The following is a 21,705-nucleotide window of genomic DNA, read 5'->3' as shown; positions in this document are numbered from 1 at the left end:
GACGGTCGCTCCGGGTCGATCCTCAGCCCAGCTCTGCTTGCCAACGGGGGATGGCTGCGCGGAGGGCGGCGATCAGCTCCAGGCGGTGGCGCGGGTCCTCCAGCAGTGAACCGTAGATCGAGCGCACGTTCTTCATCCGGCTGTGGGCCGTCTGTGGCGGGATGCCCAGGTCGCGCGCGAGCTGGTTGGTCGGCAGGCCACGCTCCAGCCAGTGCAGCAGGAACTCCCCGAGGCTGACCCGACGCTGCGTCGGCATCGCCTGCAGGGGCGGCAGGTGCTTGGCCGCCAGCAGGTCACCGAGCAACGGATCGGCCCCGACGAGAAGCTCTCCCAACAGATCGACGCAGGGCACCAGAGGCCTGGGGTCCTGGGCCCGTTGCTCGCGCAGGGCGTCTGCTGCTCGCCGGGTCAGGGCGACGACCTCGCCGGCCTCGCTCAGTGCGGCCATCGGGCCGATGACGGCTTGTCCTCGGAGCATCCCGACCACTCGCTGGACGGTCCACTCGGCCGGCACCAGCGCCTCGAGTGCCGACCGGTTCGTGATCGTCTCGGGATGGGCGCGCAGGGCCAGCGGGAGCTCGACGGAGCACGAGACGATGGCGACCACCTGTGCTCGCGGGTCGAGGCCGACGGTCGGGGCCAAAGCCTCCAGGGTCGTCCTGGAGGAGGCCTCGAACAGGGCGGCGTGGAGCATGTCGTCGCGATACTGGGGTGGAAGGGCCAGCAGTCGTCGGCGACGTTCGAGCCCGCGCCGCGCGTGCTCGGACAGGTGGTGCAGGAACGCCATCAGGTCTTCACGCAGGCTGGTCAGCTGGTCGGCGGTGACCGCGTCGGACAAGGCGCTGCACAGTCCCCGCTGGGCCTCGGTGCGGGCGAGGACGAAGCAAGCGGCGAGGTCGTCGGGGGTGAAGCCGGCCTGGGCCTGACGCTCGCCGATCTGCTCGAGCCGCGCAGCGATCGTCGCCGCTGCGGCTCGCGGTCGGGTGCCGTGCTGCACGAAGACGGTGACCGCCTCGTGGATGACGGTGCTGAGCAGGTGATCCTCGGCCCTGCCGCCGACAGACGCGACGATCGCTCGGTCGATCCGGTTCCGCAGTCCCTCGAGTCCGCTGAGCGACACGCTGAGTGAGACGGTGCCCCGCGCCACGTGACGGGCGGGCGGCGCCGGGTGGTGCTCGAGCTCGGCGATCGACATGGTGCTCCCCTCCTGCTGCGTCCGGCCAGCCGGGCACAGCACGTCGATGAGGGGGCGACACAGTGATTGAGCCACAACCCCGTGGGCCTCGGCAAGCGTCTTCAGGCCGGGACTGCCGCTTCGGAGAGAAAGTTGTGTCGGGCCTGACAAACGAAGGTTACGTTTTGATTAAGTAGGCCGCCCATCGGTACCGGGCAGTTCCTCGTGACCTGGCCCACACCTACCTTCACTGCAGGCGCCGGCCCACCGAGGGGGCGGACCGGCGCCGACAGCTTCGGCCGCAGCAGGCGGTCAGTACCGAGGATCGGGAGAATCGCATGGGCGGCAGCGTCGAGGTTCACGGCCTGAGCAAGTCCTTCGGCCGGCAGAACATCTGGCACGACGTCTCGCTCGCCCTGCCACCGGGGGAGATCACCGCCCTGCTGGGCCCCTCAGGCACCGGCAAGTCCGTCTTCCTGAAGTCATTGATGGGGATCATCGAACCCGAGCACGGGCAGATCCTCATCGACGGCGTCGACATGGTCGCCGCCAAGGAGTCCCAGCGCCTCGAGCTGCGCAAGAAGTTCGGTGTGCTGTTCCAGGACGGTGCCCTCTTCGGCTCGATGAACGTCTACGACAACGTCGCCTTCCCGCTGCGCGAGCACACCAGGAACAGCGAGACCGAGATCCGCGACATCGTCATGGAGAAGCTGGACATGGTCGGCCTGCTCGGCACCGAGCACAAGCTGCCCGGCGAGATCTCCGGCGGCATGAAGAAGCGCGCCGGCCTGGCACGCTCCCTGGTCACCGACCCCGAGATCATCCTCATCGACGAGCCCGACTCCGGCCTGGACCCGGTGCGCACCTCCAACCTCGCCCAGCTGCTGGTGGACGTGAACACCGCCACCGACGCCACGATGCTCGTGGTCACCCATAACATCGAGCTCGCCCGCACCCTGCCGGACAACCTCGGCATGCTCTACCGCCGCGAGCTGGTGATGTTCGGCCCCCGCGAGGAGTTCCTGCTCACCGACCACCCCGTCGTCAGCCAGTTCATGAGTGGCGACCCCGAGGGACCTATCGGCATGAGCGAGGAGACCGACCACCGGACGATGGACCCGGTCGACTACTCCGAGCCCCCCGCCGGGGGCGGCGTGGGCGTCATGGCCCGCCATGCCGGTGCCCGGCCGATCGAGGTGCTGCCGCACCAGCTCGCCCCGCGCAACGGCAACGTCCGACCGTCCTCCGCGCGGCACCGTGAGCGGGTGTCCTCCGGGGCGGCGCCCCTCTACGTCGCCGACGACGACGACCGTGAGCCTGCCCCTCCCGTACGCCGCCCCGGCCCGGCCACCCGGGCCCTGGGCTCCACCGGCGACGTCTTCGCGCTCTCGCTGGACACCACGCGGGCCACGTTCCGCCGTCCCTTCGCGGCTCGCGAGACGCTCGAGCAGTTCTGGTTCGTCGTCAGCGTCTCCTGGCTGCCCGCCCTGCTGGTGGCCATCCCGTTCGGCGCCGTCATCGCGCTGCAGCTGGGCACCCTCACCGTTCAGGTGGGCGCGCAGTCCTTCACCGGCGCCGCCAGCGTGCTGGCGGTGGTGCAGCAGGCCGCGCCCATCGTCACCACGCTCGTCGTGGCCGGAGCGGGAGGTGCCGCCATCTGCGCGGACCTCGGCTCGCGCACCATCAAGGACGAGATCGACGCCATGCGCGTCATGGGCGTCTCGCCCATCCAACGGCTCGTCGTGCCCCGGGTGCTGGCGTGCATCGGGGCCGCCGTGCTGCTCAACGGGCTCGTCTCGGTGGTCGGCGTCGTGGGTGGCTACTTCTTCAACGTCGTCGTCCAGGGCGGCACCCCGGGTGCCTACCTGGCGAGCTTCACCGCGCTGGCACAGATCGCCGACCTGTGGGTGGGCGAGCTCAAGGCCGTCGTGTTCGGCTTCCTCGCCGGGATCATCGCCTGCCACCGCGGTCTCAACACCGCGCCGGGGCCAAAGGGCGTCGGCGACTCGGTCAACCAGTCGGTCGTCGTGACGTTCCTGCTGCTGTTCTTCGTCAACTTCGTCATCACCACGCTGTACCTGCAGCTGGTGCCCGGCAAGGGAGCCTGACATGACCGCGTCCGACCTCGAGCCCGGCCAGAGCTCCGCGGGCAAGGCCCGTGGAGAGTACGTGCCGCCGGTGCGTGAGCGCCGCTGGTACGACCGGCCCGTCGACGCCATCGCCGACCTCGGTGCAGAGCTGCGCTTCTACGGCCAGGTCCTCGGCGCCATCCCGACGACGCTCAAGAACTACCCCCGCGACATCGTCCGGCTGCTCTCGGAGGTCAGCTTCGGCACCGGGGCGCTCGCCGTGATCGGCGGCACCATCGGCGTGATGCTCGGCATGACGCTGTTCGTCGGCACCGTCGTGGGCATGCAGGGCTACGCCGCACTGGACCAGATCGGCACCGCGACGCTCAACGGCTTCATCTCCGCCTACTTCAACACCCGCGAGATCGCGCCACTCGTGGCGGCGCTCGCGCTCTCGGCCACCGTCGGCGCCGGCTTCACGGCCCAGCTCGGTGCGATGCAGATCAACGAGGAGGTGGACGCCCTCACGGTCATGGCGGTGCCGAGCGTCAACTACCTCGTCACCACGCGCGTCATCGCCGGGTTCGTCGCCATCATCCCGCTGTACGTCATCGGCCTGTTGTCCTCCTACGCCGGATCTCGAGCCGTGACGGTGTACTTCCACGGGCAGTCGGCGGGCACGTACGACCACTACTTCAACCTGTTCCTGCCACCGATCGACATCCTGCTGTCGTTCCTGAAGGTGATGGTCTTCGCCGTGCTGATCATCCTGATCCACTGCCGGTTGGGCTATGCCGCCACGGGCGGACCCGCCGGCGTGGGCCGGGCGGTCGGCGCCGCGGTGCGCCGCAGCATCGTCACGGTCGCAATCCTCGACCTGGTCATGTCGCTGGCGTTGTGGGGCAGCACCACCACCGTCAGGATCGCCGGATGAGGCGGCACTCCCGCGGTCTGGACGTGACGCTCGGCCTCGGCTATCTCGCCGTCGTCGCCGCTCTCGTGCTCGTGGCCGTCCTCGTCTACCAGAAGGCCTTCGTCGCCAGCGTCGACGTGCGGCTGAGCACCGGCACGATCGGCAACGCCCTGCAGACCGGCTCGGACGTCAAGCTCAACGGCGTGCCCGTGGGCGAGGTCTCCGAGATCGACCCGGCGCCCGGGGGCGCGACGCTCACGCTGGCACTGCAGCCGGAGACGGCCGAGACGCTCTCGGCCTCCACCACGGCCAGGCTGCTGCCCAAGACGCTGTTCGGTGAGCGCTACGTCTCGCTCGTGACGCCGGCGGTCTCCGACGGCAGCGGGCTCTCCGGTGGCGACCAGATCAGTCAGGACGTCTCGGACGAGGCCGTCGAGCTGGAGGAGCTCTTCGACGAGCTGCTGCCGCTGCTGCAGTCCATCCAGCCGGAGAAGCTGTCCGCCACGTTGGGCGAGCTGTCCACGGCGCTGCGCGGGCAGGGCGAGCAGATCGGCGACACGCTCGTCGACACCGGGGACTACCTGGAGAAGCTCAACCCGGAGGTTCCGCAGATGACCGAGGACCTGGCCAAGCTCGGTGACGTCGCGGAGATCTACGCAGATGCCGCCCCAGACCTGCTGGATGCCCTCGACACGTTGACCACGACCTCGGCGACGCTCGTGGACCAGCGCAGCCAGCTCGCCGAGACCTACGCCCGGGTCACTGGCGCCGCCGACACCACCGAGGGATTCGTGTCCGAGAACCAGCAGACCATCATCGTGCTGGCCGATGAGAGCCGGGCCGCCTTGGCCGCGGCCCGGCCGTACGCCAACCAGTTCCCGTGCCTGTTCCGGGCGGCCCGGGACTTCATCCCCGAGATGGACCGGGTCCTCGGCGCGGGCACCGACGAGCCGGGCATCCACGTGAGCCTGCAGGTCACCGAGTCGCGCGGGAAGTACGTGCCCGGTCGTGACCGGCCGCGCTTCGCCACCGATGGCGGACCGCGCTGCCCCTACGTCACCGGGCAGACCGGGACTCAGTCGACAGCAGCGTCCGCCCCTGGCTCCTCCGAGCCCGAGGCCATCGAGCCCCCACCGTCGCCGCGCCTGCAGCAGCAGGTGGCCGGTGTGGAGTCCGACCTCGGTGATGCCAACTCACCGGCGGAGAACCAGCTCATCGCCGAGCTGGAGGCGCCCACCCACGCGATGGCCGCCGAGGACTACCCCGCGTGGAGCAGCCTGCTCGTCGGGCCGACGCTGCGCGGGGCGGAGGTGACGCTGCGATGAGGGGCCTGATCGCCAAGAGCCTCGTGTTCGCCACCGTCACGATCCTCGCCACTGCGCTGCTCGCCTCGGTCATCCGCAACGACGTGTCCGGCTCGGCCAACACCTACACCGCCATGTTCAGCGACGCCACCAGCCTCAACCTCGGTGACGACGTCCGGATGGCCGGCGTCAAGGTGGGCACCATCCAGGACATCTCCGTCGCCGACGATCCCCCAAGCACTCCGCAGGGCTCCGTGCAGGGAGGTGCCCCCAGCGTCGCCGAGGTCGAGTTCAGCGTCACCGAGTCCACGCCGATGCACGAGGGCGCCACTGCCGAGCTGCGGTTCCGCAACCTCGTCGGGCAGCGCTACATCTCTCTGGAGCCGGCCGACGATCCCGGCCCGCAGCTGGAGCCGGGCGCGACGTTCAGCCTGGATGAGACTCGTCCGGCACTGGACCTCACGATGCTGTTCAACGGGTTCCAGCCGCTGCTGAAGTTCCTCGACCCCGAGGACGTCAACAACCTCAGCGCGCAGATGATCGCGGTCTTCCAGGGCGAGGGCGCCACGGTGGAGAGCCTCATCTCCAGCACCGCGAGCCTCACCTCGACCCTGGCCGACAAGGACCAGGTCATCGGTGAGCTGATCGAGAGCCTGTCGGGAGTCCTGCAGACGGTCAACGACCGCTCCGACCAGCTCGACACGACGCTGATCACCCTGGACGCGCTCGTCACCGGGCTCGCCGAGGACCGCGAGACCATCGGCAGCACCCTGGACGGTCTCGGTCGCCTCACCACGAGCGTCTCCTCGCTGCTGGAGGAGGGACGGGCCCCGCTGAAGAGCTCGATCACCTCCCTCGGCGACCTCTCGCAGAACCTCAGTGACAGCGAGGACGTCCTCGACGACCTGTTCGAGACGATGCCGGTCAAGCTCGACCGGCTCGGTCGGCTGGCGTCCTACGGCTCGTGGTTCAACTTCTACCTGTGCTCCATCGACGGAAGCATCCCGCTGCCCGAGGGCTACCTGGGCGACCGCGGAGCCGACAACCCCGCAACGAGGTGCACCTGATGTCGAAGTATCCGGTCGCGTTCGCCGAGCGCAACAAGGTCGTGATCGCGGTCATCGGCCTGGTCGGCCTCGCCGTCCTCTTCGGGCTGACGTTCAACGCCAATGCCCTGCCCATCATCGGTGGGGGCGCCAAGCACACCGCCCAGCTCGCCGAGTCCGGTGGACTCAAGCCGGGCAACGAGGTGCGGGTCGCCGGTGTGAAGGTCGGCGAGGTCACCGACATCTCGCTGGAGGGTGACGTCGTCCAGGTCGACTTCCGGGCCAAGGACGTCCGCCTGGGTGACCAGACCCGGGCCGCCGTGAAGGTCAAGACGCTGCTCGGGCAGAAGTTCCTCTCCCTGGAGCCGCAGGGGCGCGGCGAGCTGGAAGCCGCCATCCCCGTCTCGCGCACGACCGTCCCCTACGACGTCAACGCCGCCTTCTCCGACCTCACCACCACGGTGGAGGAGATCGACACCGACCAGATGGAGGAGAGCTTCGAGGTGCTCACCGACGCCTTCGAGGACACCCCGGAGGACGTGCAGGAGATGGTCGACGGGCTGACGTCGCTCTCGCGCACCATCTCCACGCGCGATGAGGAGCTGGCCGGTCTGCTGGAGGCGACGTCGGACGTCAGCGGCACGCTGGCGGACCGCAACGATGAGTTCGAGGGCATCATCACGCAGGGCAGCTCGCTGCTGGAGGAGCTGGAGGCCCGGCGCGAGACCGTCCAGGCGATGCTGCAGGGCACCGCCCGGCTGGGTGTGCAGCTGCGTGGCCTCGTCAGCGACAACGAGGACGACCTGCGGCCGGCGCTCGCCCGCCTCGACGAGGTCTCCGAGATCCTGCAACGCAACCAGGACAACCTCGAGGAGACCCTGTCCCTGCTCGGCCCGTACTACCGCAACGTCACCTCCGCGCTGGGCAACGGCCAGTGGATCGACTCCTACGTGTGCGGCCTGTTCGACGAGAGCCAGGGCTTCGAGCGGCCCGAGCTGGACAGTGGCGTCGAACGCAACTGCGACCCGGGAGGAGCCCGATGAACACGCCCGTCAAGATCGCCGGTGTCGTCGCCGTCGTGGCCCTCGTGGCCGGCGGCATCACCTGGCAGCTCACGCAACGTGCCGGCACCGAGCTGGAGGCACTCTTCGACTCGACCGTCGGCCTGTACACCGGCTCCGACGTGCAGGTGCTGGGTGTGCCCGTCGGCACCGTGACCGCAGTCGAGCCCGACGGCGACCACGTCCGCGTCTCGATGCGCCTGGACCGCGGGCAGGAGGTGGGCGCGGACTCCGCCGCCGTCGTCGTGGCCCCCACCCTGGTCAGCGACCGGTTCGTCCAGCTCACCGAGCCGGACCGCGGAGGACCCACGCTGGAGTCCGGCACCGTGCTGCAGGCCGATCGCACGGCCGTTCCCGTGGAGATCGACGCGATGTATGAGTCGCTCACCGACATCGGGCAGCAGCTCGGACCCAACGGCGCCAACGCCGAAGGTGCGCTCGGTGAGCTGCTCGACGTCGCCGCGGAGAACCTCGACGGCCAGGGCGCCGGGCTCAACCAGATGTTCACCGAGTTCGGCGAGGCCACGGCCACCCTGGCCGACTCCGACGACGATCTGTTCGCGACGATCGCCAACTTCAGCGAGTTCAACGACATGCTCGTGGCCAACGACGACTCCGTCGCCGACGTGAACCGGCAGTTCGCTGCCGTCACCGGCTACCTCGCCGACGACCGTGAGGACCTCGCCGCGGCCGTGGACGAGCTCGGCTCCGCGCTGGCGGTGCTGGACGACTTCATCGGCGACAACCGCGGCAACCTGCAGACCAGTGTGGAGAACCTGATCGGACCCACCCGCGTGCTGAGCAACCAACGGGCCTCCCTGGAGGAGACGGTGCGGTTGATCCCGCTCGCGCTGCAGAACTTCCTGCGCGCCTACGACCCCGAGCAGCAGGTGCTCAGCGGCCGCGGCAACCTCAACGACCTGACGGTCTACGCCGACGACGGTCTGAGCCGCAGAGCACCGGCCGGTGGGGCACCGCTGCTGCTGCCGTCCGTCGGATCGACGGACGCCGATGAGGAGGAGGGCCGATGAGGACGCGAGGCCGTGCCGCCGGGGTCGCGCTGGCCGCCACCGCGCTCACCCTCGGTGGCTGTGGAGCGCTCGGCGGCGCCGTGTACGACACGACGCTGCCCGGCGGCGCCGACGTCGGCTCGGACCCGATGACGATCACGGCGGACTTCGAGGACGTGCTTGACCTCGTCCCGCAGTCCAGCGTCAAGGCCGACAACGTCGACGTCGGCCGGGTCTCGGACATCACCCTCGGCGAGGACGGGACCAGCGCCCGCGTCGAGCTGGTCATGCGCGGCGACCTGGCGATGCCGGCCGGCACCACCGCCCGGCTGCAGCAGACCAGTCTGCTGGGCGAGAAGTACGTCGCCATCGTGCGTCCCGAGGACGCGCAGGCCGGCCCCGCCGTGCAGGACGGCGACCAGCTCGGCCTGGCGGAGACGTCGCAGGCCGCCCAGGTGGAGCAGGTGCTCGGCTCGCTCTCGCTCGTGCTCAACGGCGGCGGCGTCGGCCAGTTCCAGGAGATCTCCCGCGAGCTGCAGGACGTCTCCACCGACCGGCCGGAGGAGGTCAAGGCGTTCCTGACCGAGATGGAGACCTTCGTCTCCAGCCTGGACGAGCGCAAGGAGGACATCACCGGCGCGATCGACGGCCTGGCCGAGCTGGGCGAGACGCTCGAGGCCGACGAGCAGAAGATCGTCAACGCGCTCGACGGGCTGAGCCCCGGCATGCAGGTGTTCGTGGACCAGCGCGAGCAGCTCGTGGAGATGCTGGAGTCGTTGGACCGGCTGTCGACGGTCTCGGTGGAGACCTTGGACGCCGCCCAGGAGGACATCGTGGCCGACCTGCAGCTGCTGAGCCCGATCCTGGACCGGCTCGCCGCCTCCGGCGAGGCGCTGCCGGAGTCCCTGCAGATCCTGCTGACCTACCCGTTCCCGGACTCCGTGCTCGGTGCCATCAAGGGCGACTACCTCAACGTCTTCGTCGAGACGAACTTCACCACCCTGGCTGGCTGTACGGATGAGAATGACGGCTGCGACTGGCTCCAGCCTCCCGGGGCCGATCCGGTGGAACCGGGCGCGGGTGCGCAGAGTCGCAGCGGACCTGAGTCCCCGCCGCTCCTGCCACCGACGACGTCACCCTCACCCGGCACCCCCGGTCCGTCGGTCACCGTGCCGACCCCGGGACCGGGCGAGCCGCCGTCGATGGTCCCCGGACAGACGCCCGGCCCGACCCAGAGCCCGCCGCCGGGCAGCCCGCCGCCGGCCACGCCGCCGACCGAGGAAGGGGATGAGTGATGCTCACCCGTCGCATCAAGATCCAGGTCGTGATCTTCGTGATCGCCGCCCTCGTCGGCACCAGCTACCTCGGCGCCACGTACGTCGGCATCAACCCGTTCAGCACGGACTACCGCGTGCAGGTCGCGATGGCCGACGCCGGCGGCACCTTCAGCAACGGCGAGGTCACCTATCGGGGGGTCCCCGTCGGTCGGATCGAGAGCCTGGAGGTCTCCGGGGAAGGCACCGAGGCGACGCTGCGCATCGACGGCGACGCGCCCGAGCTGCCCGCCTCGGTGAGTGCGTCGGTGGCCAACCGGTCCGCCATCGGCGAGCAGTACATCGACCTGCGGGGCGGGTGGGACGCCGAGCGAACGGTGCTGGCCGACGGTGACCGGGTCTCCATCGGGGGAGCCGGGATGCCGCCCAAGGTGGAGGAGGTCCTGCGGTCGGGTCGCGACTTCGCCGAGTCCGTCCCGGAGGACTCACTGACCACCGTCATCGATGAGGTCTATGAGCTCTCCCTCGGCCTCGGGGACGGGCTCGGGCAGCTCGTCGACACCTCGCAGGAGTTCGTGGAGACCGCCGATGAGAACTTCCTCGTGACGTCAGCCCTCATCGAGAGCTCCGACACGGTGCTGACCACGCAGCAGGAGGCCGGCGACAGCATCCGCTCCTTCAGCGGCGACCTCTCGATCCTGGCCGACACGCTGGAGTCCTCCGACGGCGACCTGCGCCGCCTCATCGAGGTCTCCCCGGCCGCCGCCCGGGAGATGGACCGGCTGTTCGCGCAGGTCGGTCGTCCGCTCGGGAGCCTGTTCGCCAACCTGATCTCCACTGCACAGGTCTTCGGCGTGAACTCCGCCGGCGTGGAGGACGCGCTGATCAACGCACCCGAGGCGCTCAGCGTCGGCTGGAGCGTCACCAACTCAGGTGAGATCGACCTCGGCCTGGTCACGTCCTTCTTCGATCCGCTGCCCTGCGTGGCGGGGTACGGCGGGACGGACCGGCAGGAGGGCCTGGACGAGTCGCAGTCCACGCCGTTCAACACCTCCGCCGGCTGCACGGCGTCGCCTTCGTCGGGCTCCAACGTCCGTGGCCCGCAGTCGCTGCCGCGGCGCACCGACGGATCGGGACCGGCGGCGGCCAGCATCACGCCTGTCGACGATCTGGCCGACCTGCTCGGTCGTGAGTGATGATGAGCACCGACACGCAGCATCCGACGACGGGGGAGGGCCAAGACGTGGCGACCAGTGACGCGCCGGGGAGCGACGATCAGTCCGGGGGCGAGGTCAAGAACCAGGACGACGCCGTCGTCGCAGACGCTCGGCCGCCCTCGGATCCTCCGGCGGACGCCGCCGCAGCACCGGCGAAGGGACGTCGCCGTTCGCTCGTCCTGCTGCTGGCCGCCGCAGTCGTCGCGGTCTCCGGGATGGTGGCGTGGTGGCTCGCCGACGCCGACGCCGCCCTGGCGCTCGCCGAGGAGCGCGACGTCGTGCTGGTGGAGGGCCGGCAGGCGATCGAGGTGATGAACACCCTGGACTATCGTGACGTCGATGCCGGCATCGAGGCCTGGCAGTCCGTCACGACCGGCACGCTCGCCGACCAGCTGGCCTCGGTCGGTGCCGACGAGCGGCAGCTGCTCGCCGAGCAGGAGAAGATCTCCACCGGCAGCGTGGTCGACGCTGCCGTGCTGGACCTCGATGACGACACCGCCACGGTGCTCGCCTCGGTGGAGGTCGCAGTCGTCGACGACGCCGAGGAGGACTCGCCATCGTCGGTGAAGCGGAACCGCTTCTCCGCCGACCTGGTGCTGGTCGACGGTGAGTGGAAGCTGCAGTCCCTGCAACAAGTGGCGGTGAACCTGTGAAGACATCGATGCGCTCTGCTGTGGTGCTCGTGCTCGCGGCCGTCCTCGTCGCGGTCGGCCTGGTCGGTTGGTGGCTGGCGTGGGACGTGCGGAGCTCGGCGGCGGCCGAGAACCTCGCCGTCGTGGACTCCACGGCCACGACGACCGTCCAGTCCGAGGTCTCCCAGGCCCTGACCACCGTGCTGACCTATGACTTCACCAACCCCGAGGCCACCGAGGGGGCTGCCGACACCCTGCTCGCCGGCGACGCCCGTGAGGAGTACGACACGCTCTTCGCCTCGCTGCAGGAGCGGGCTCCGGACCAGGAGCTGGTGCTCACCGCGCAGGTCCAGGCCGTCGCGGTGAAGACTCTGGATGCGGACTCCGCCGAGCTGCTCGTCTTCCTGGACCAGTCGAGCCAGCGGGCCGACGACGACGAGGCCAGCGTCTCGGCTGCGCAGCTCGCGGTGGAGGCCGAGCGGGTCGACGGCTCATGGCGGATCACCGGGCTGGAGCCGCTCTAACCAGCGTCCGCGGATCGACGCGCCGTCCGGGTCTCGTCCCTCGGCCGCACCTGGTCTCGTGCTCCCCGAGTCCTTCGGTCCACCGGATCATCGGCGGTGTCACCGCTGTCTCGGTAGGGTGACGCCGTCCAGCGAAGACCGCCGTGGTGACGACACAAAGGGTCGAGCCGCCCCCGGAGCGGCTCGACCCCCTAGGTCGGTACGAGATGGTACCAAGGTTTCGGGACCATCGCAGCAGCCGGTCGGCCAGCAGAAGGGAGGACCGCATGAGCAGGGTCGCGATGTCGTCCGCGGAGCGCATGACGCAGCTGCTGGGCGGGCTGGAGAAGTCCATCCGGGAGCGGGGCTACGCCGCGACGACGGTCGCAGACATCGTGGCCGCGGCCGGTGTGTCCAAGCGGACCTTCTATGAGAACTTCGACAGCAAGGGCGAGTGCCTCCTGGAGCACCACCGCCGCTTCCACGCGACGGTCGCGGACGAGATCAGCCGCGAGGCCGCCCGCGCGAGCTCCTCTCAGGAGGCCACGGTCGTCGGGGTGGAGATCTACTTCCGGATGTTCGTCACGCAGCCGCACATCGCCCGGGCGCACCTGCTCGACGTCCTCACGGTCGGCGACGAAGGTCTGAAGGCGCGTCGGGACGCGGCCTGGGGCTACGTCCGCAAGATGCAGCACGTCATGGGCACGGCTCGCGACGACCGCCCGGCCAAGCTCCTCGACGACGTCAGCGGGCTCGGCATCCTCGGCGGCATCAACGAGCTCGCTCTCGAGACCGTCCTGCGTGACGACCCGTCCACGGTGGACGAGGCGGTGCGACAGGCCGTCGTCTTCGTGCGCGCCGTCATCCGCGATCTTCCTGATCTCGAGGGAGACCCGCCCGGGGGCCCGGTGTGAGCGGCGCAGGTGGGGACGGGGAGTCCCGGCCGGCGTCGGACTGGCCCGAGGACCCCTACCCCGGGACGTGGCCGCACCACTCCTACGTGGTGGACGACGACGCGGTCGTGCACCGGGTCGAGCCCGATGCGCAGGCACCGTCGGGGTGGGTCGTGCGCAGCGGTCCGCGCACGGAGTGCCTGGACGCCTGGCTGGGTGTGCGGGGCCGTCCGCCCCTGGCCGGCCGGACGGCGGTCCTGAGCTTCGGGTCGAACCGCTGCCCCGCCAAGGTGGTGCGCCAGGGTGCCCCGCTGCTGAACCTGCACTGCACCGCCGACGGGCTGGCGGCGGTCTGGAGCCACGGAACCCGCGGCGACGGCCAGGTGGTGGCGACGCTCGTCGACGCTGACGGTCATCAGGACGAGTACTTCGTCTCGATGTGCACCGAGCAGGACGTCGCCGTGCTCGACCAGGTGGAGGGTCGTGGCACGGGCTACGACCTGGTCGAGCTGGAGCCCGAACGCATCGTCCTGGAGGACGGCACGAGCCCGGAGGAGATCGTGGCCTACGTCGGCCTGCACCCGCACCGCTGGCCGGTGGCCGGGGAGGACGGTCTCCCCATCGTCCTGAACGCGATGACCCAGGACGACGTCGCCCGCTGGCGGGCGGACGCCGTCCACTGGGAGCCGGCCCCCGAGGCGGGCCCCTTCGGACCCCTCGGTCCCCCGAGCGGTGACTGAGTCGTTCTAGCCCGGCGGGCGGTGACCTGCTCGCCCTACGCCCCGTGTGGCGGTGAGCCAGTGGTGGATTCAGGGCCGATTCCACCACTGGGACACCGCCCGCCGGATGGCGGGGAGGGCGTGCACCGCGGGACTGTCTAGCCTGAGGCCATGGCGCGCCCCGACTCCCATCGCGTCGTGCGGCGTCGGTGCGAGCAGGTGCTGTCCGGATCGGCGGCGGTGGTCGCGGTGGTCGGTCCCGACGGCTCCGGCAAGACGACCCTGCTCGCGGAGTGGGCGCAGAGGCAGAGCGACGCCGTGTGGTTCGACGAGGGCGAGCCGGTCGATCCCGTCGCCGGCAGCCTCCTCCTGGTCGACGACGCAGACGGACTCAGCACCGAGTCGTGGAAGCAGCTCGACGTGGCGCTGGCCACGATCCCGCGCCTACGCATCCGCTTGGCCGTGCGGGCGCCGTCGGTGGTGCCGGAGGCCTGGTCGGCGGAGCTCCTCTCGCCCACCTTCAGTGAGGAGGAGGTCGCCGACTGCTTTGCGGCGTTCGGCTCGGCGGCGGACCCCCGCGCCGGCTACGCGCTCACCGGCGGACACCCGGCCTCGGTGGTCACGCTGGCCCGCAGTGGTGCGACGACGCCGACCCAGCTCGCGCAGGCACTTGCTGGGGACACCCTGGCGACGCTCCCCGAGGAGCTGACCGATCTTGCGGTTCCGGACCACCTGACCGAGAACGTCGTGACCGCACTCGGCCTCGACGGCTCGGTCCTCCACCGGGCCGAGCGCGCGGGCTGGGGCGGCTGGCTTCGTGGCGCCGAGCCGCGACTGTTCGCCATCACCCCCAGGCGGCGCGCGTCCAGCCGTCTGCGTTCACCGCGTTCGTCCGCGGAACGCAAAGCGATGCGCAGCCGGGCAGCCACGGCGCTCCTGTCCGACGGCGCGCACTTCCCGGCGCTGGTGGAGGCCATCCACGCGGACCGGCTCGACCTGGCCGATGCCGCTCTCAAGCAGGGCGGCCTGCCCGTCCTCACCGACCACGGGTACGAGCTCCTGCTTCTGCTCGATCGGCTCCCGGTGCTGAAGATGCGGCGCTACCCGGCACTGGCCATGGCCCTCGCCCTTGTCTACAACGCGAGCGAGCGCAACCGTCTGAAGGCGATCGAGATGGTCGGCGTCGCCCTCGCGGGGGCCCGCCTTGGCGGGCGCTCCTCACCCGACCGAGCTCTCATGAGAGTGGTGGAGAGCGTCGGGCTACGGATCACCGGAACCGGCGACGGGGGCCTGCGAGCGGCGCGCGCGGCCGCCGGGATGCTGGCGGAGCTGCCCGTCGACGCCCGCACGGCACTCGGCGTGCTCGAGCCCGACCTTCACGCCCACATCGCGATCAGCCTGCTCTACGCAGGCGCCACGGACGAGGCGTCCGAAGCCTTCGAGCGAGCCGGCAGCGTGCACGCTCGGGGCGGAGTGCACCTCATGGCGCTTGGCGGTCGAGCCGTGGTGAGTGCGCTCGAGGGCCGCCTCACCGAGGCCGGCCCCCGCATCGCCGACGCGCAAGCACGATCGTGGCCGAAGGAGCTCGTCGACGGCTACGCGGGCAGCATGCTGCGGATCGCCCAGGCCATCGAGGCCATGGAGCGCTCGGACTTCGTGACGTCACGGGAGCGGATCGATGCCGTCTGGTCGCACATCGACACCATCGAGCACTGGCCGCTGCTGGTGCATCTGCGGGCCCTCATCGACATCGGCCAGGGTGACGGTGACGCGGGCCTGGAGCGGTTCCGGGAGGTCCGGCAGCGCCGGAGCGCCCGGCGCGGCGCGTCGGCGACGACCCAGCGCCGACTCGACGTGACCGAGTGCCTCATCCTGACCGCGACCGGCGATCTCGTCGGGGCGAAGTCCCTGCGCCCCTCGCCGCGTGATCAGGCCGACGTGGTCCTGACGGCGGCGAGGGTCGCACTGCTGGCGGGGGATCATGAGCGGACGTTGCACCTGCTCGGTCGCTGCGAGGCGCGTACTCCCATCGAGCGCCTCACTCGACTGACGCTGGAGACGATGCTCGCGGATCGGCTCGGTCATGACGAGACCGCGGCCGAGTCGGCGCGCCGTGCCTCGGCCATCGTCAGCTCACACGGCGTGCGTTCCCCACTGATGTTCGTCCCTGACGACGCCCGAGAGCTCTTCACCGACATCGGCGCCCCCCGTCCGCCGTCGGTGCTGCGTCGTCCGGCCTCCGCGCTTCCGGCCTTGACCCATCGGGAGCAGGTGGTGCTCCGCGAGCTCGTCACGACGTCGAGCGTCCAGCAGATCGCAGGGCGACTGCACGTCTCCGTCAACACCATCAAGTCCCAGCGGCGATCGATCTATCGCAAGCTTGGAGCGACCTCGCACCAGGACGCGATCGCCACGGCTCTGGCTCACGGACTGCTCGACACCTGAGACGAGACGCGTGAGATGCACAGAGCAGAGAGCCCGACCCCTGCGATCGCGAGGACGAAGAGCGAGCCGTAGGCGTTGCCCGTCGCAGCGAGCACGAGGCCCGCGACGGCCGGAGCCAGGCTCTGCGGCACGATCGTCGCCAGCCCGAGGACGCCGAGGTCGCGCCCGTGGTCGCCGCTGGAGGGCAGCACGTCGAGCATGAGTGCCAGGTCGGCCGTGAGGTACATCCCGCGGCCGAGACCGGCGACGGCGGCATAGGCGACGAGCCCGCCGAGGCCGGGCCACACGACGGCGAACGTGAGCCCGAGGGCGATGACGAGAGTCGACAGGAGCACCCATCGGACGCGGTTCTGCCGGACTCGATGGCCGGCAACCACCGCCCCGACGACGAGCGCCGCGATGTGGACGCCGACGATCAGCGTCACGAGACGGCCCGCGTCCTCGGCGTCCCGGCCTGTCCGGTCCATCACGATGTACAGGAGGTAGCCCATCACGAGCTGATGGCCGAGGACGAGCACGAAGCGACCGACGAGCACCAGCCGGAAGTCCCGGGCGGCCCATGCCAGCCGGGGTGCCCGTGACCTGTGTGGAGCGTGGGTGGCGGGCTCGGGGTTGAGCACCACGAACAGCACCATCGTCGCCAGCAGGACGACGGCCAGCACCACGTAGGTGGACCAGAGGTGGGCGACAGCGAAGCCGGCGCCGCCGGCGCCGATGGCGAGTCCCAGCGCCGCCCCACCGCCGTAGAAGGCTGAGAGACGCGGCCGTTGGCCGATGGGCACCCGATCGGCCAGCACGGCGTCCAACGGTGCTTCCACGACGTTGAGCAGAGGTTGCACCACGAGCCAGCCGAGAGCGATCATCACGACCGACTCGGCAATGCCGAGGGCCACCAGGGCGCCCGCCGAGCCCGCCGCGCCGGCGATGATCCACGGGGTCCGCCGGCCCCATCGGGTGCGCGTGCGATCGGACAGGGCGCCGACCCACGGATGGACCACGATCGTCAGGAGCGACGACGCGGTCATCACCATCGCCAGGTGCGTCTCCTTGGAGTCGGGGGAGGCCAGCGCGATCTGAGCCGGGACGAGCACCCCGGCAACAGCCGCGTACATCGCGTTGAGGGCGAGGCTCGCGAGCAGCAACGACCACGGCAGTCGGCGGTTCACGAGCACAGTCTGGCGGAACGGGTCCCCGTCACGGAGCAGGGGTGAAAAGCGGGGTGAAGTCCCTGGCGAAGCGCCGATCGGGGGGCCTTGCGACGCCCAGGATCACCTCTGGGTCCAGCGCTGCTGGAACCCGCCGTGGTGCGCCACGGCACGACTCGTCCTCCCCCGTGCAAGGAGAGCAGCACCGTGACATCCCCCCGTCGGCTCGCGTCGACCCCCGATCATCGTCGCCGACGCGGGTGGCCCCACCGCGCCATGGTCGTCATCCTGGCGACGCTCATCGCCGTCATGGGCAGCATCACCGCCGCCGGTGCCGTGCAGTCCACGGTCCCGGCCGCCGTCAACCCCGCCCTGCCCGAGCAGTGCGAGCTGAATCTGGCTCTGAGCCTGGACCTGTCGAACTCGGTGACCGACGACCAGCTGGCACAGATGCGCCAGGAGATCAGCGGGTTGGCCACCGGGCTGGCGGGGTACCCCGTCCAGGTCGCGCTGCACACGTTCGCCTCCAACGCCCCCGCCACCTCGGCCGCGGCCAACCAGCCCCTGCCGCTGACGTCCCTCGCCACGAGCGCGGGCAGCGAGGCGGTCGCCGCCAAGGCCGACGGCATCGTCCGGCCCGCGTCCGCCCAGGGCGGGACGAACTGGGACCGCGCGTTCGCGGCCGTCACGGCGTCTCCGGAGGCGTACGACGCTCTCCTGTTCGTCACCGACGGCAACCCGACGCAGTACGGCAGCCCGGCCGCGGGGCCGGGCAGCTCGACGAACGTCGACACGATCACCCGCGCCGTGCAGAGCGCCAACGCCCTCAAGGAGGAGGGGACACGGATCATCGGCATCGGTGTGAGCGACAACCTCTCCGGCGGTGCGCTGACGGACTTTCGTGACCACATCTCCCAGGTCTCCGGCACGGCGGAGGGCAGCGACTACTACCTCGCCGGCTTCGGCGGTCTGCAGTCGACCCTCGTCGACATCGTCAACGCCAACTGTGTGTCCCTCGACCTCGAGAAGAACGGCCAGCTCGCCGACGGATCCCCCGGCCTGCCGGGCGACACCGTCGAGTACGACTTCACCGTCACCAACACCGGCAGCCTCCCGCTGACGGACGTGACGCTCAGCGACCCCAAGCCCGGACTCTCCGGCATCACCTTCGGAGCCTGGCCGGGTGCGACCGGGACGCTGCAGCCGGGGGAGTCGGTCACGGCGACCGCCAGCTACGAGGTCACTGCTGCCGACGTCACGGCCGGCACCATCAGCAACGTCGCGACGGCCACGGGGCAGCCCCCCGCGGGCGACCCGGTCAGTGACGAGGACCCTGCTGACGTGACGCTGCCCGAGCTCACCCCGAGCATCGAGGTGGAGAAGACCGGTGGTCTGGCCGAGGGTGCCACGGGCGCGGCCGGTGACCTGGTCGAGTACGACTTCTCGGTGACCAACACGGGCAACGTGACGCTGACGGACGTCTCGCTCGACGATCCGCTGCCCGGCCTCTCCGACGTCGTGTTCGGCGACTGGCCGGGGGAGACGGGTGTGCTGGAGCCGGGTGAGTCGGTGACGGCCACGGCGACCTATGAGCTGAAGCAGCCCGACGTCAATGCCGCCGGCGTTGACAACACGGTGACCGCCACGGGCACGCCGCCGGCCGGCGACCCGGTCGATGACAGCGACGAGGAGCGCGTCGATCTCCCGTCCGCACCCGCCATCGACGTGGTCAAGTCCGGTGCACTGGCTGACGGCGCCGAGGGGAGTGCAGGTGACGTGGTCGAGTACGGCTTCACGGTGACCAACACGGGCAACGTGACGTTGACCGACGTGACGTTGGACGATCCGCTGCCGGGCCTCTCCGACGTCGTGTTCGGCGACTGGCCGGGCGAGGCGGGTGTGCTGGAGCCGGGTGAGTCGGTGACGGCCACGGCGTCCTACGAGCTGAAGCAGGCCGACGTCAACGCCGGTGAGGTGGAGAACACGGTCACCGCCGAGGGCAACCCGCCCACCGGTGATCCGGTGGACAACGAGGACACCGAGCTCGTCGAGATCACGCACGGTGCTGCGATCGACGTCGTGAAGTCCGGGGCGATCGCAGCGGACGCGAAGGCCGGAGACGCCGTCGAGTACGAGTTCACGGTGACCAACACGGGCAACGTGACGTTGACGGACGTGGCGTTGGACGACCCGCTGCCGGGCCTCTCCGACGTCGTGTTCGGCGATTGGCCGGGCGAGGCGGGTGTGCTGGAGCCGGGTGAGTCGGTGACGGCCACGGCGTCCTACGAGCTGAAGCAGGCCGACGTCAACGCGGGCCAAGTGGAGAATGCGGTCACGGCCGAGGGCACGCCTCCGACCGGTGATCCGGTGGACAACGAGGACACCGACATCGTCGAGATCCCGCGGCAGTCCGCGATCCAGGTCGTGAAGACCGGCAGCACCGCCGACGACGCGAAGGCCGGCGACGCCGTCGAGTACGAGCTCACGGTGACCAACACGGGCACCGTGACGCTGACCGAGGTCACGGTGGACGATCCGCTGCCGGGCCTCTCCGACGTCGTGTTCGGCGATTGGCCGGGCGAGGCGGGTGTGCTGGAGCCGGGTGAGTCGGTGAAGGCCACGGCGACGTACGAGCTGAAGCAGGCCGACGTCGATGCGGGTCAGGTCGAGAACACGGCCACGACGACGGGCACGCCACCGTCCGGGGAGCCGCCGACGGACGAGGACACCGAGATCGTCGACGTCCCTCGGACCGCAGCGATCGACCTGGTCAAGACCGGTGGACTGGCTGACGACGCGACCGGGGTTCCCGGTGACACCGTGGAGTTCGTCTTCGAGGCGACCAACACGGGCAACGTCACGCTGCGTGACGTCGTCGTCGACGACCGGCTCGAGGGCCTGTCGGGCATCTCCTACACCTGGCCGGACGAGGACGGCGTCCTCGCTCCCGGTGAGACGGTGAGCGCCACGGCGACCTACACCCTCACCCAGGCCGACGTGAACGACGGTGGGGTCGAGAACACGGCCACCACGACGGGCACGCCGCCCTCCGGGGAGCCACCGACGGACGAGGACACCGAGATCATCGAGGTGCCCGAGCTGGGCGCCGTCGACCTGGTCAAGACCGGTGCGATGGCCGACGGAGCCGAGGGGAGTGCCGGGGACCAGGTGGACTACGCCTTCACCATCAGCAACGCCGGCAACGTCACGCTCACCGATGTCACGCTCGCCGACGAGCTCGAGGGGCTGTCGGACATCGAGTACGGCGACTGGCCGACCGAGGCCGGCGTGCTGCACTTCGGCGAGTCGGTCTCGGCAACGGCGTCCTACACGCTGACGCAGGCCGACGTCGATGCCGGCGGGGTGGACAACGTCGCCACCACGACCGGGACCACGCCCACGGAGCAGACCGTCACCGACGAGGACGACGTCACCGTCCCGGTCACTCCGGGCCCGGCGATCGAGCTGGTCAAGAACGGCACCCTCGACCGAGGGGCCATGTCGGAGGCGGGTGACACGATCACCTACCAGCTCGAGGCCACCAACACGGGCAACGTGACACTGCACGACGTGTCGGTCTCCGACGAGCTCGATGGCCTGTCGGACCTGTCCTACACGTGGCCGGGCGAGGCCGGTGTGCTCGCTCCGGGCGAGTCGGTGTCCGTGACGGCGAACTACACGGTCACGCAGGCCGACGTGGACGCCGGCAGCGTCGACAACGTCGCCAGTGCGACGGGCACGCCGCCCGACGGCCCGCCCGTGGAGGACGAGGACGACCACGAGCAGCCGCTCCCGCAGCGCTCGGGCATCGACCTGGTCAAGACCGGGACGATCGAGGGGGATGGTCTCGGCTACTCCTTCGTCGTCACCAACACCGGATCGGTGACCCTGCGCGACGTCGAGATCACCGATCGTCTCGAAGGGCTGTCGGAGCTGACGTACACGTGGCCCGGGAAGGCGGGTGTGCTCGCTCCGGGTGAGAAGGCCACGGCGAAGGCGACCTACACGCCGACCGCGGCCGACCGCGAGCGTGGACACGTGGACAACCACGCAACGGCCACGGGCACCACCCCGGGCGGTGACACGGAGGACGCCGCGGACGAGGTCCGCGTGGTCATCCGCGACCTGCCGGCCGCGGGTGCACCGGCCGGACTGGTGTGGACCCTCCTGGTGGGACTGGCGGCCCTGTCGGCCGGCGGCCTGATGATCGGCCAGCGACTGCGACGGCGCTGACCGCGAGGCGGTGAGTCAGTGGTGGATACGCCCCCGGTTCCACCACTGGCTCACCGCTCACGAGGTC

The 21,705-nt window shown here is 70.4% G+C and carries 16 protein-coding genes; 14 read left to right on the top strand and 2 right to left on the bottom strand.

Annotated elements, in window-relative coordinates; translation table 11 throughout:
* Positions 1-22: 22 nt before the first annotated feature.
* On the bottom strand, positions 23-1,195 hold the full coding sequence (locus ACHAAC_RS08035) for a helix-turn-helix domain-containing protein (RefSeq protein ID WP_435715604.1): 1,173 nt from the start codon (positions 1,193-1,195) through the stop codon (positions 23-25).
* Positions 1,196-1,512: 317 nt separating this feature from the next.
* On the opposite strand from ACHAAC_RS08035, the gene ACHAAC_RS08030 reads away from it, so the two are divergent.
* The 13 genes from ACHAAC_RS08030 (at position 1,513) to ACHAAC_RS07970 (ending at position 16,260) form a co-directional block, all read left to right on the top strand.
* Positions 1,513-3,282 (top strand): ABC transporter permease, encoded by a 1,770-nt coding sequence (locus ACHAAC_RS08030; protein WP_435715603.1) that lies wholly within the window; start codon positions 1,513-1,515, stop codon positions 3,280-3,282.
* Between the two features lies 1 nt (position 3,283).
* Positions 3,284-4,177 (top strand): MlaE family ABC transporter permease, encoded by an 894-nt coding sequence (locus ACHAAC_RS08025; RefSeq protein ID WP_435715602.1) that lies wholly within the window; start codon positions 3,284-3,286, stop codon positions 4,175-4,177.
* A complete protein-coding gene (locus ACHAAC_RS08020; RefSeq protein ID WP_435715601.1) occupies positions 4,174-5,481 on the top strand; it encodes an MCE family protein in 1,308 nt (435 codons plus the stop codon). The genes ACHAAC_RS08025 and ACHAAC_RS08020 overlap by 4 nt, the downstream gene beginning before the upstream one ends.
* A complete protein-coding gene (locus ACHAAC_RS08015) occupies positions 5,478-6,527 on the top strand; it encodes an MCE family protein (RefSeq protein WP_435715600.1) in 1,050 nt (349 codons plus the stop codon). Before ACHAAC_RS08020 ends, ACHAAC_RS08015 begins: the two co-directional genes overlap by 4 nt.
* The gene (locus ACHAAC_RS08010; protein WP_435715599.1) at positions 6,527-7,549 is read left to right on the top strand and encodes an MCE family protein; all 1,023 of its coding nucleotides are present in this window, start codon (positions 6,527-6,529) and stop codon (positions 7,547-7,549) included. Before ACHAAC_RS08015 ends, ACHAAC_RS08010 begins: the two co-directional genes overlap by 1 nt.
* Positions 7,546-8,598: an MCE family protein gene (locus ACHAAC_RS08005; protein ID WP_435715598.1), complete on the top strand. Its 1,053-nt coding sequence runs from the start codon at positions 7,546-7,548 to the stop codon at positions 8,596-8,598. The genes ACHAAC_RS08010 and ACHAAC_RS08005 overlap by 4 nt, the downstream gene beginning before the upstream one ends.
* On the top strand, positions 8,595-9,872 hold the full coding sequence (locus tag ACHAAC_RS08000; RefSeq protein WP_435715597.1) for an MCE family protein: 1,278 nt from the start codon (positions 8,595-8,597) through the stop codon (positions 9,870-9,872). Before ACHAAC_RS08005 ends, ACHAAC_RS08000 begins: the two co-directional genes overlap by 4 nt.
* The gene (locus ACHAAC_RS07995; protein WP_435715969.1) at positions 9,872-11,047 is read left to right on the top strand and encodes an MlaD family protein; all 1,176 of its coding nucleotides are present in this window, start codon (positions 9,872-9,874) and stop codon (positions 11,045-11,047) included. The genes ACHAAC_RS08000 and ACHAAC_RS07995 overlap by 1 nt, the downstream gene beginning before the upstream one ends.
* 47 nt (positions 11,048-11,094) lie before the next feature.
* A complete protein-coding gene (locus ACHAAC_RS07990) occupies positions 11,095-11,721 on the top strand; it encodes a hypothetical protein (protein WP_435715596.1) in 627 nt (208 codons plus the stop codon).
* Between the two features lie 8 nt (positions 11,722-11,729).
* Positions 11,730-12,224 (top strand): hypothetical protein, encoded by a 495-nt coding sequence (locus tag ACHAAC_RS07985; RefSeq protein WP_435715595.1) that lies wholly within the window; start codon positions 11,730-11,732, stop codon positions 12,222-12,224.
* Positions 12,225-12,490: 266 nt separating this feature from the next.
* On the top strand, positions 12,491-13,117 hold the full coding sequence (locus tag ACHAAC_RS07980) for a TetR/AcrR family transcriptional regulator (RefSeq protein ID WP_435715594.1): 627 nt from the start codon (positions 12,491-12,493) through the stop codon (positions 13,115-13,117).
* Positions 13,114-13,836, top strand: a complete 723-nt coding sequence (locus ACHAAC_RS07975; protein ID WP_435715593.1) for a hypothetical protein — start codon at positions 13,114-13,116, stop codon at positions 13,834-13,836. Before ACHAAC_RS07980 ends, ACHAAC_RS07975 begins: the two co-directional genes overlap by 4 nt.
* Before the next feature lie 150 nt (positions 13,837-13,986).
* On the top strand, positions 13,987-16,260 hold the full coding sequence (locus ACHAAC_RS07970; protein WP_435715592.1) for a LuxR C-terminal-related transcriptional regulator: 2,274 nt from the start codon (positions 13,987-13,989) through the stop codon (positions 16,258-16,260).
* Here ACHAAC_RS07970 and ACHAAC_RS07965 read toward each other — a convergent pair.
* Entirely contained in the window at positions 16,239-17,426 is a 1,188-nt protein-coding gene (locus tag ACHAAC_RS07965; RefSeq protein WP_435715591.1) for an MFS transporter, read from the bottom strand. The two genes, ACHAAC_RS07970 and ACHAAC_RS07965, sit on opposite strands and share 22 nt — an antisense overlap.
* Positions 17,427-17,612: 186 nt before the next feature.
* Here ACHAAC_RS07965 and ACHAAC_RS07960 point away from each other — a divergent pair, with 186 nt between their 5' ends.
* Complete coding sequence (locus tag ACHAAC_RS07960) at positions 17,613-21,638, top strand: DUF7507 domain-containing protein (RefSeq protein WP_435715590.1); 4,026 nt, start codon at positions 17,613-17,615, stop codon at positions 21,636-21,638.
* Positions 21,639-21,705 lie beyond the last annotated feature (67 nt).

The sequence above is a fragment of the Aeromicrobium sp. CF4.19 genome (assembly GCF_051262555.1).
Classification (GTDB): Bacteria; Actinomycetota; Actinomycetes; order Propionibacteriales; family Nocardioidaceae; genus Aeromicrobium.
The sequence above is the reverse complement of the archived record's forward strand: the minus strand, read 5'-3'. Positions and strand labels throughout refer to the sequence as shown.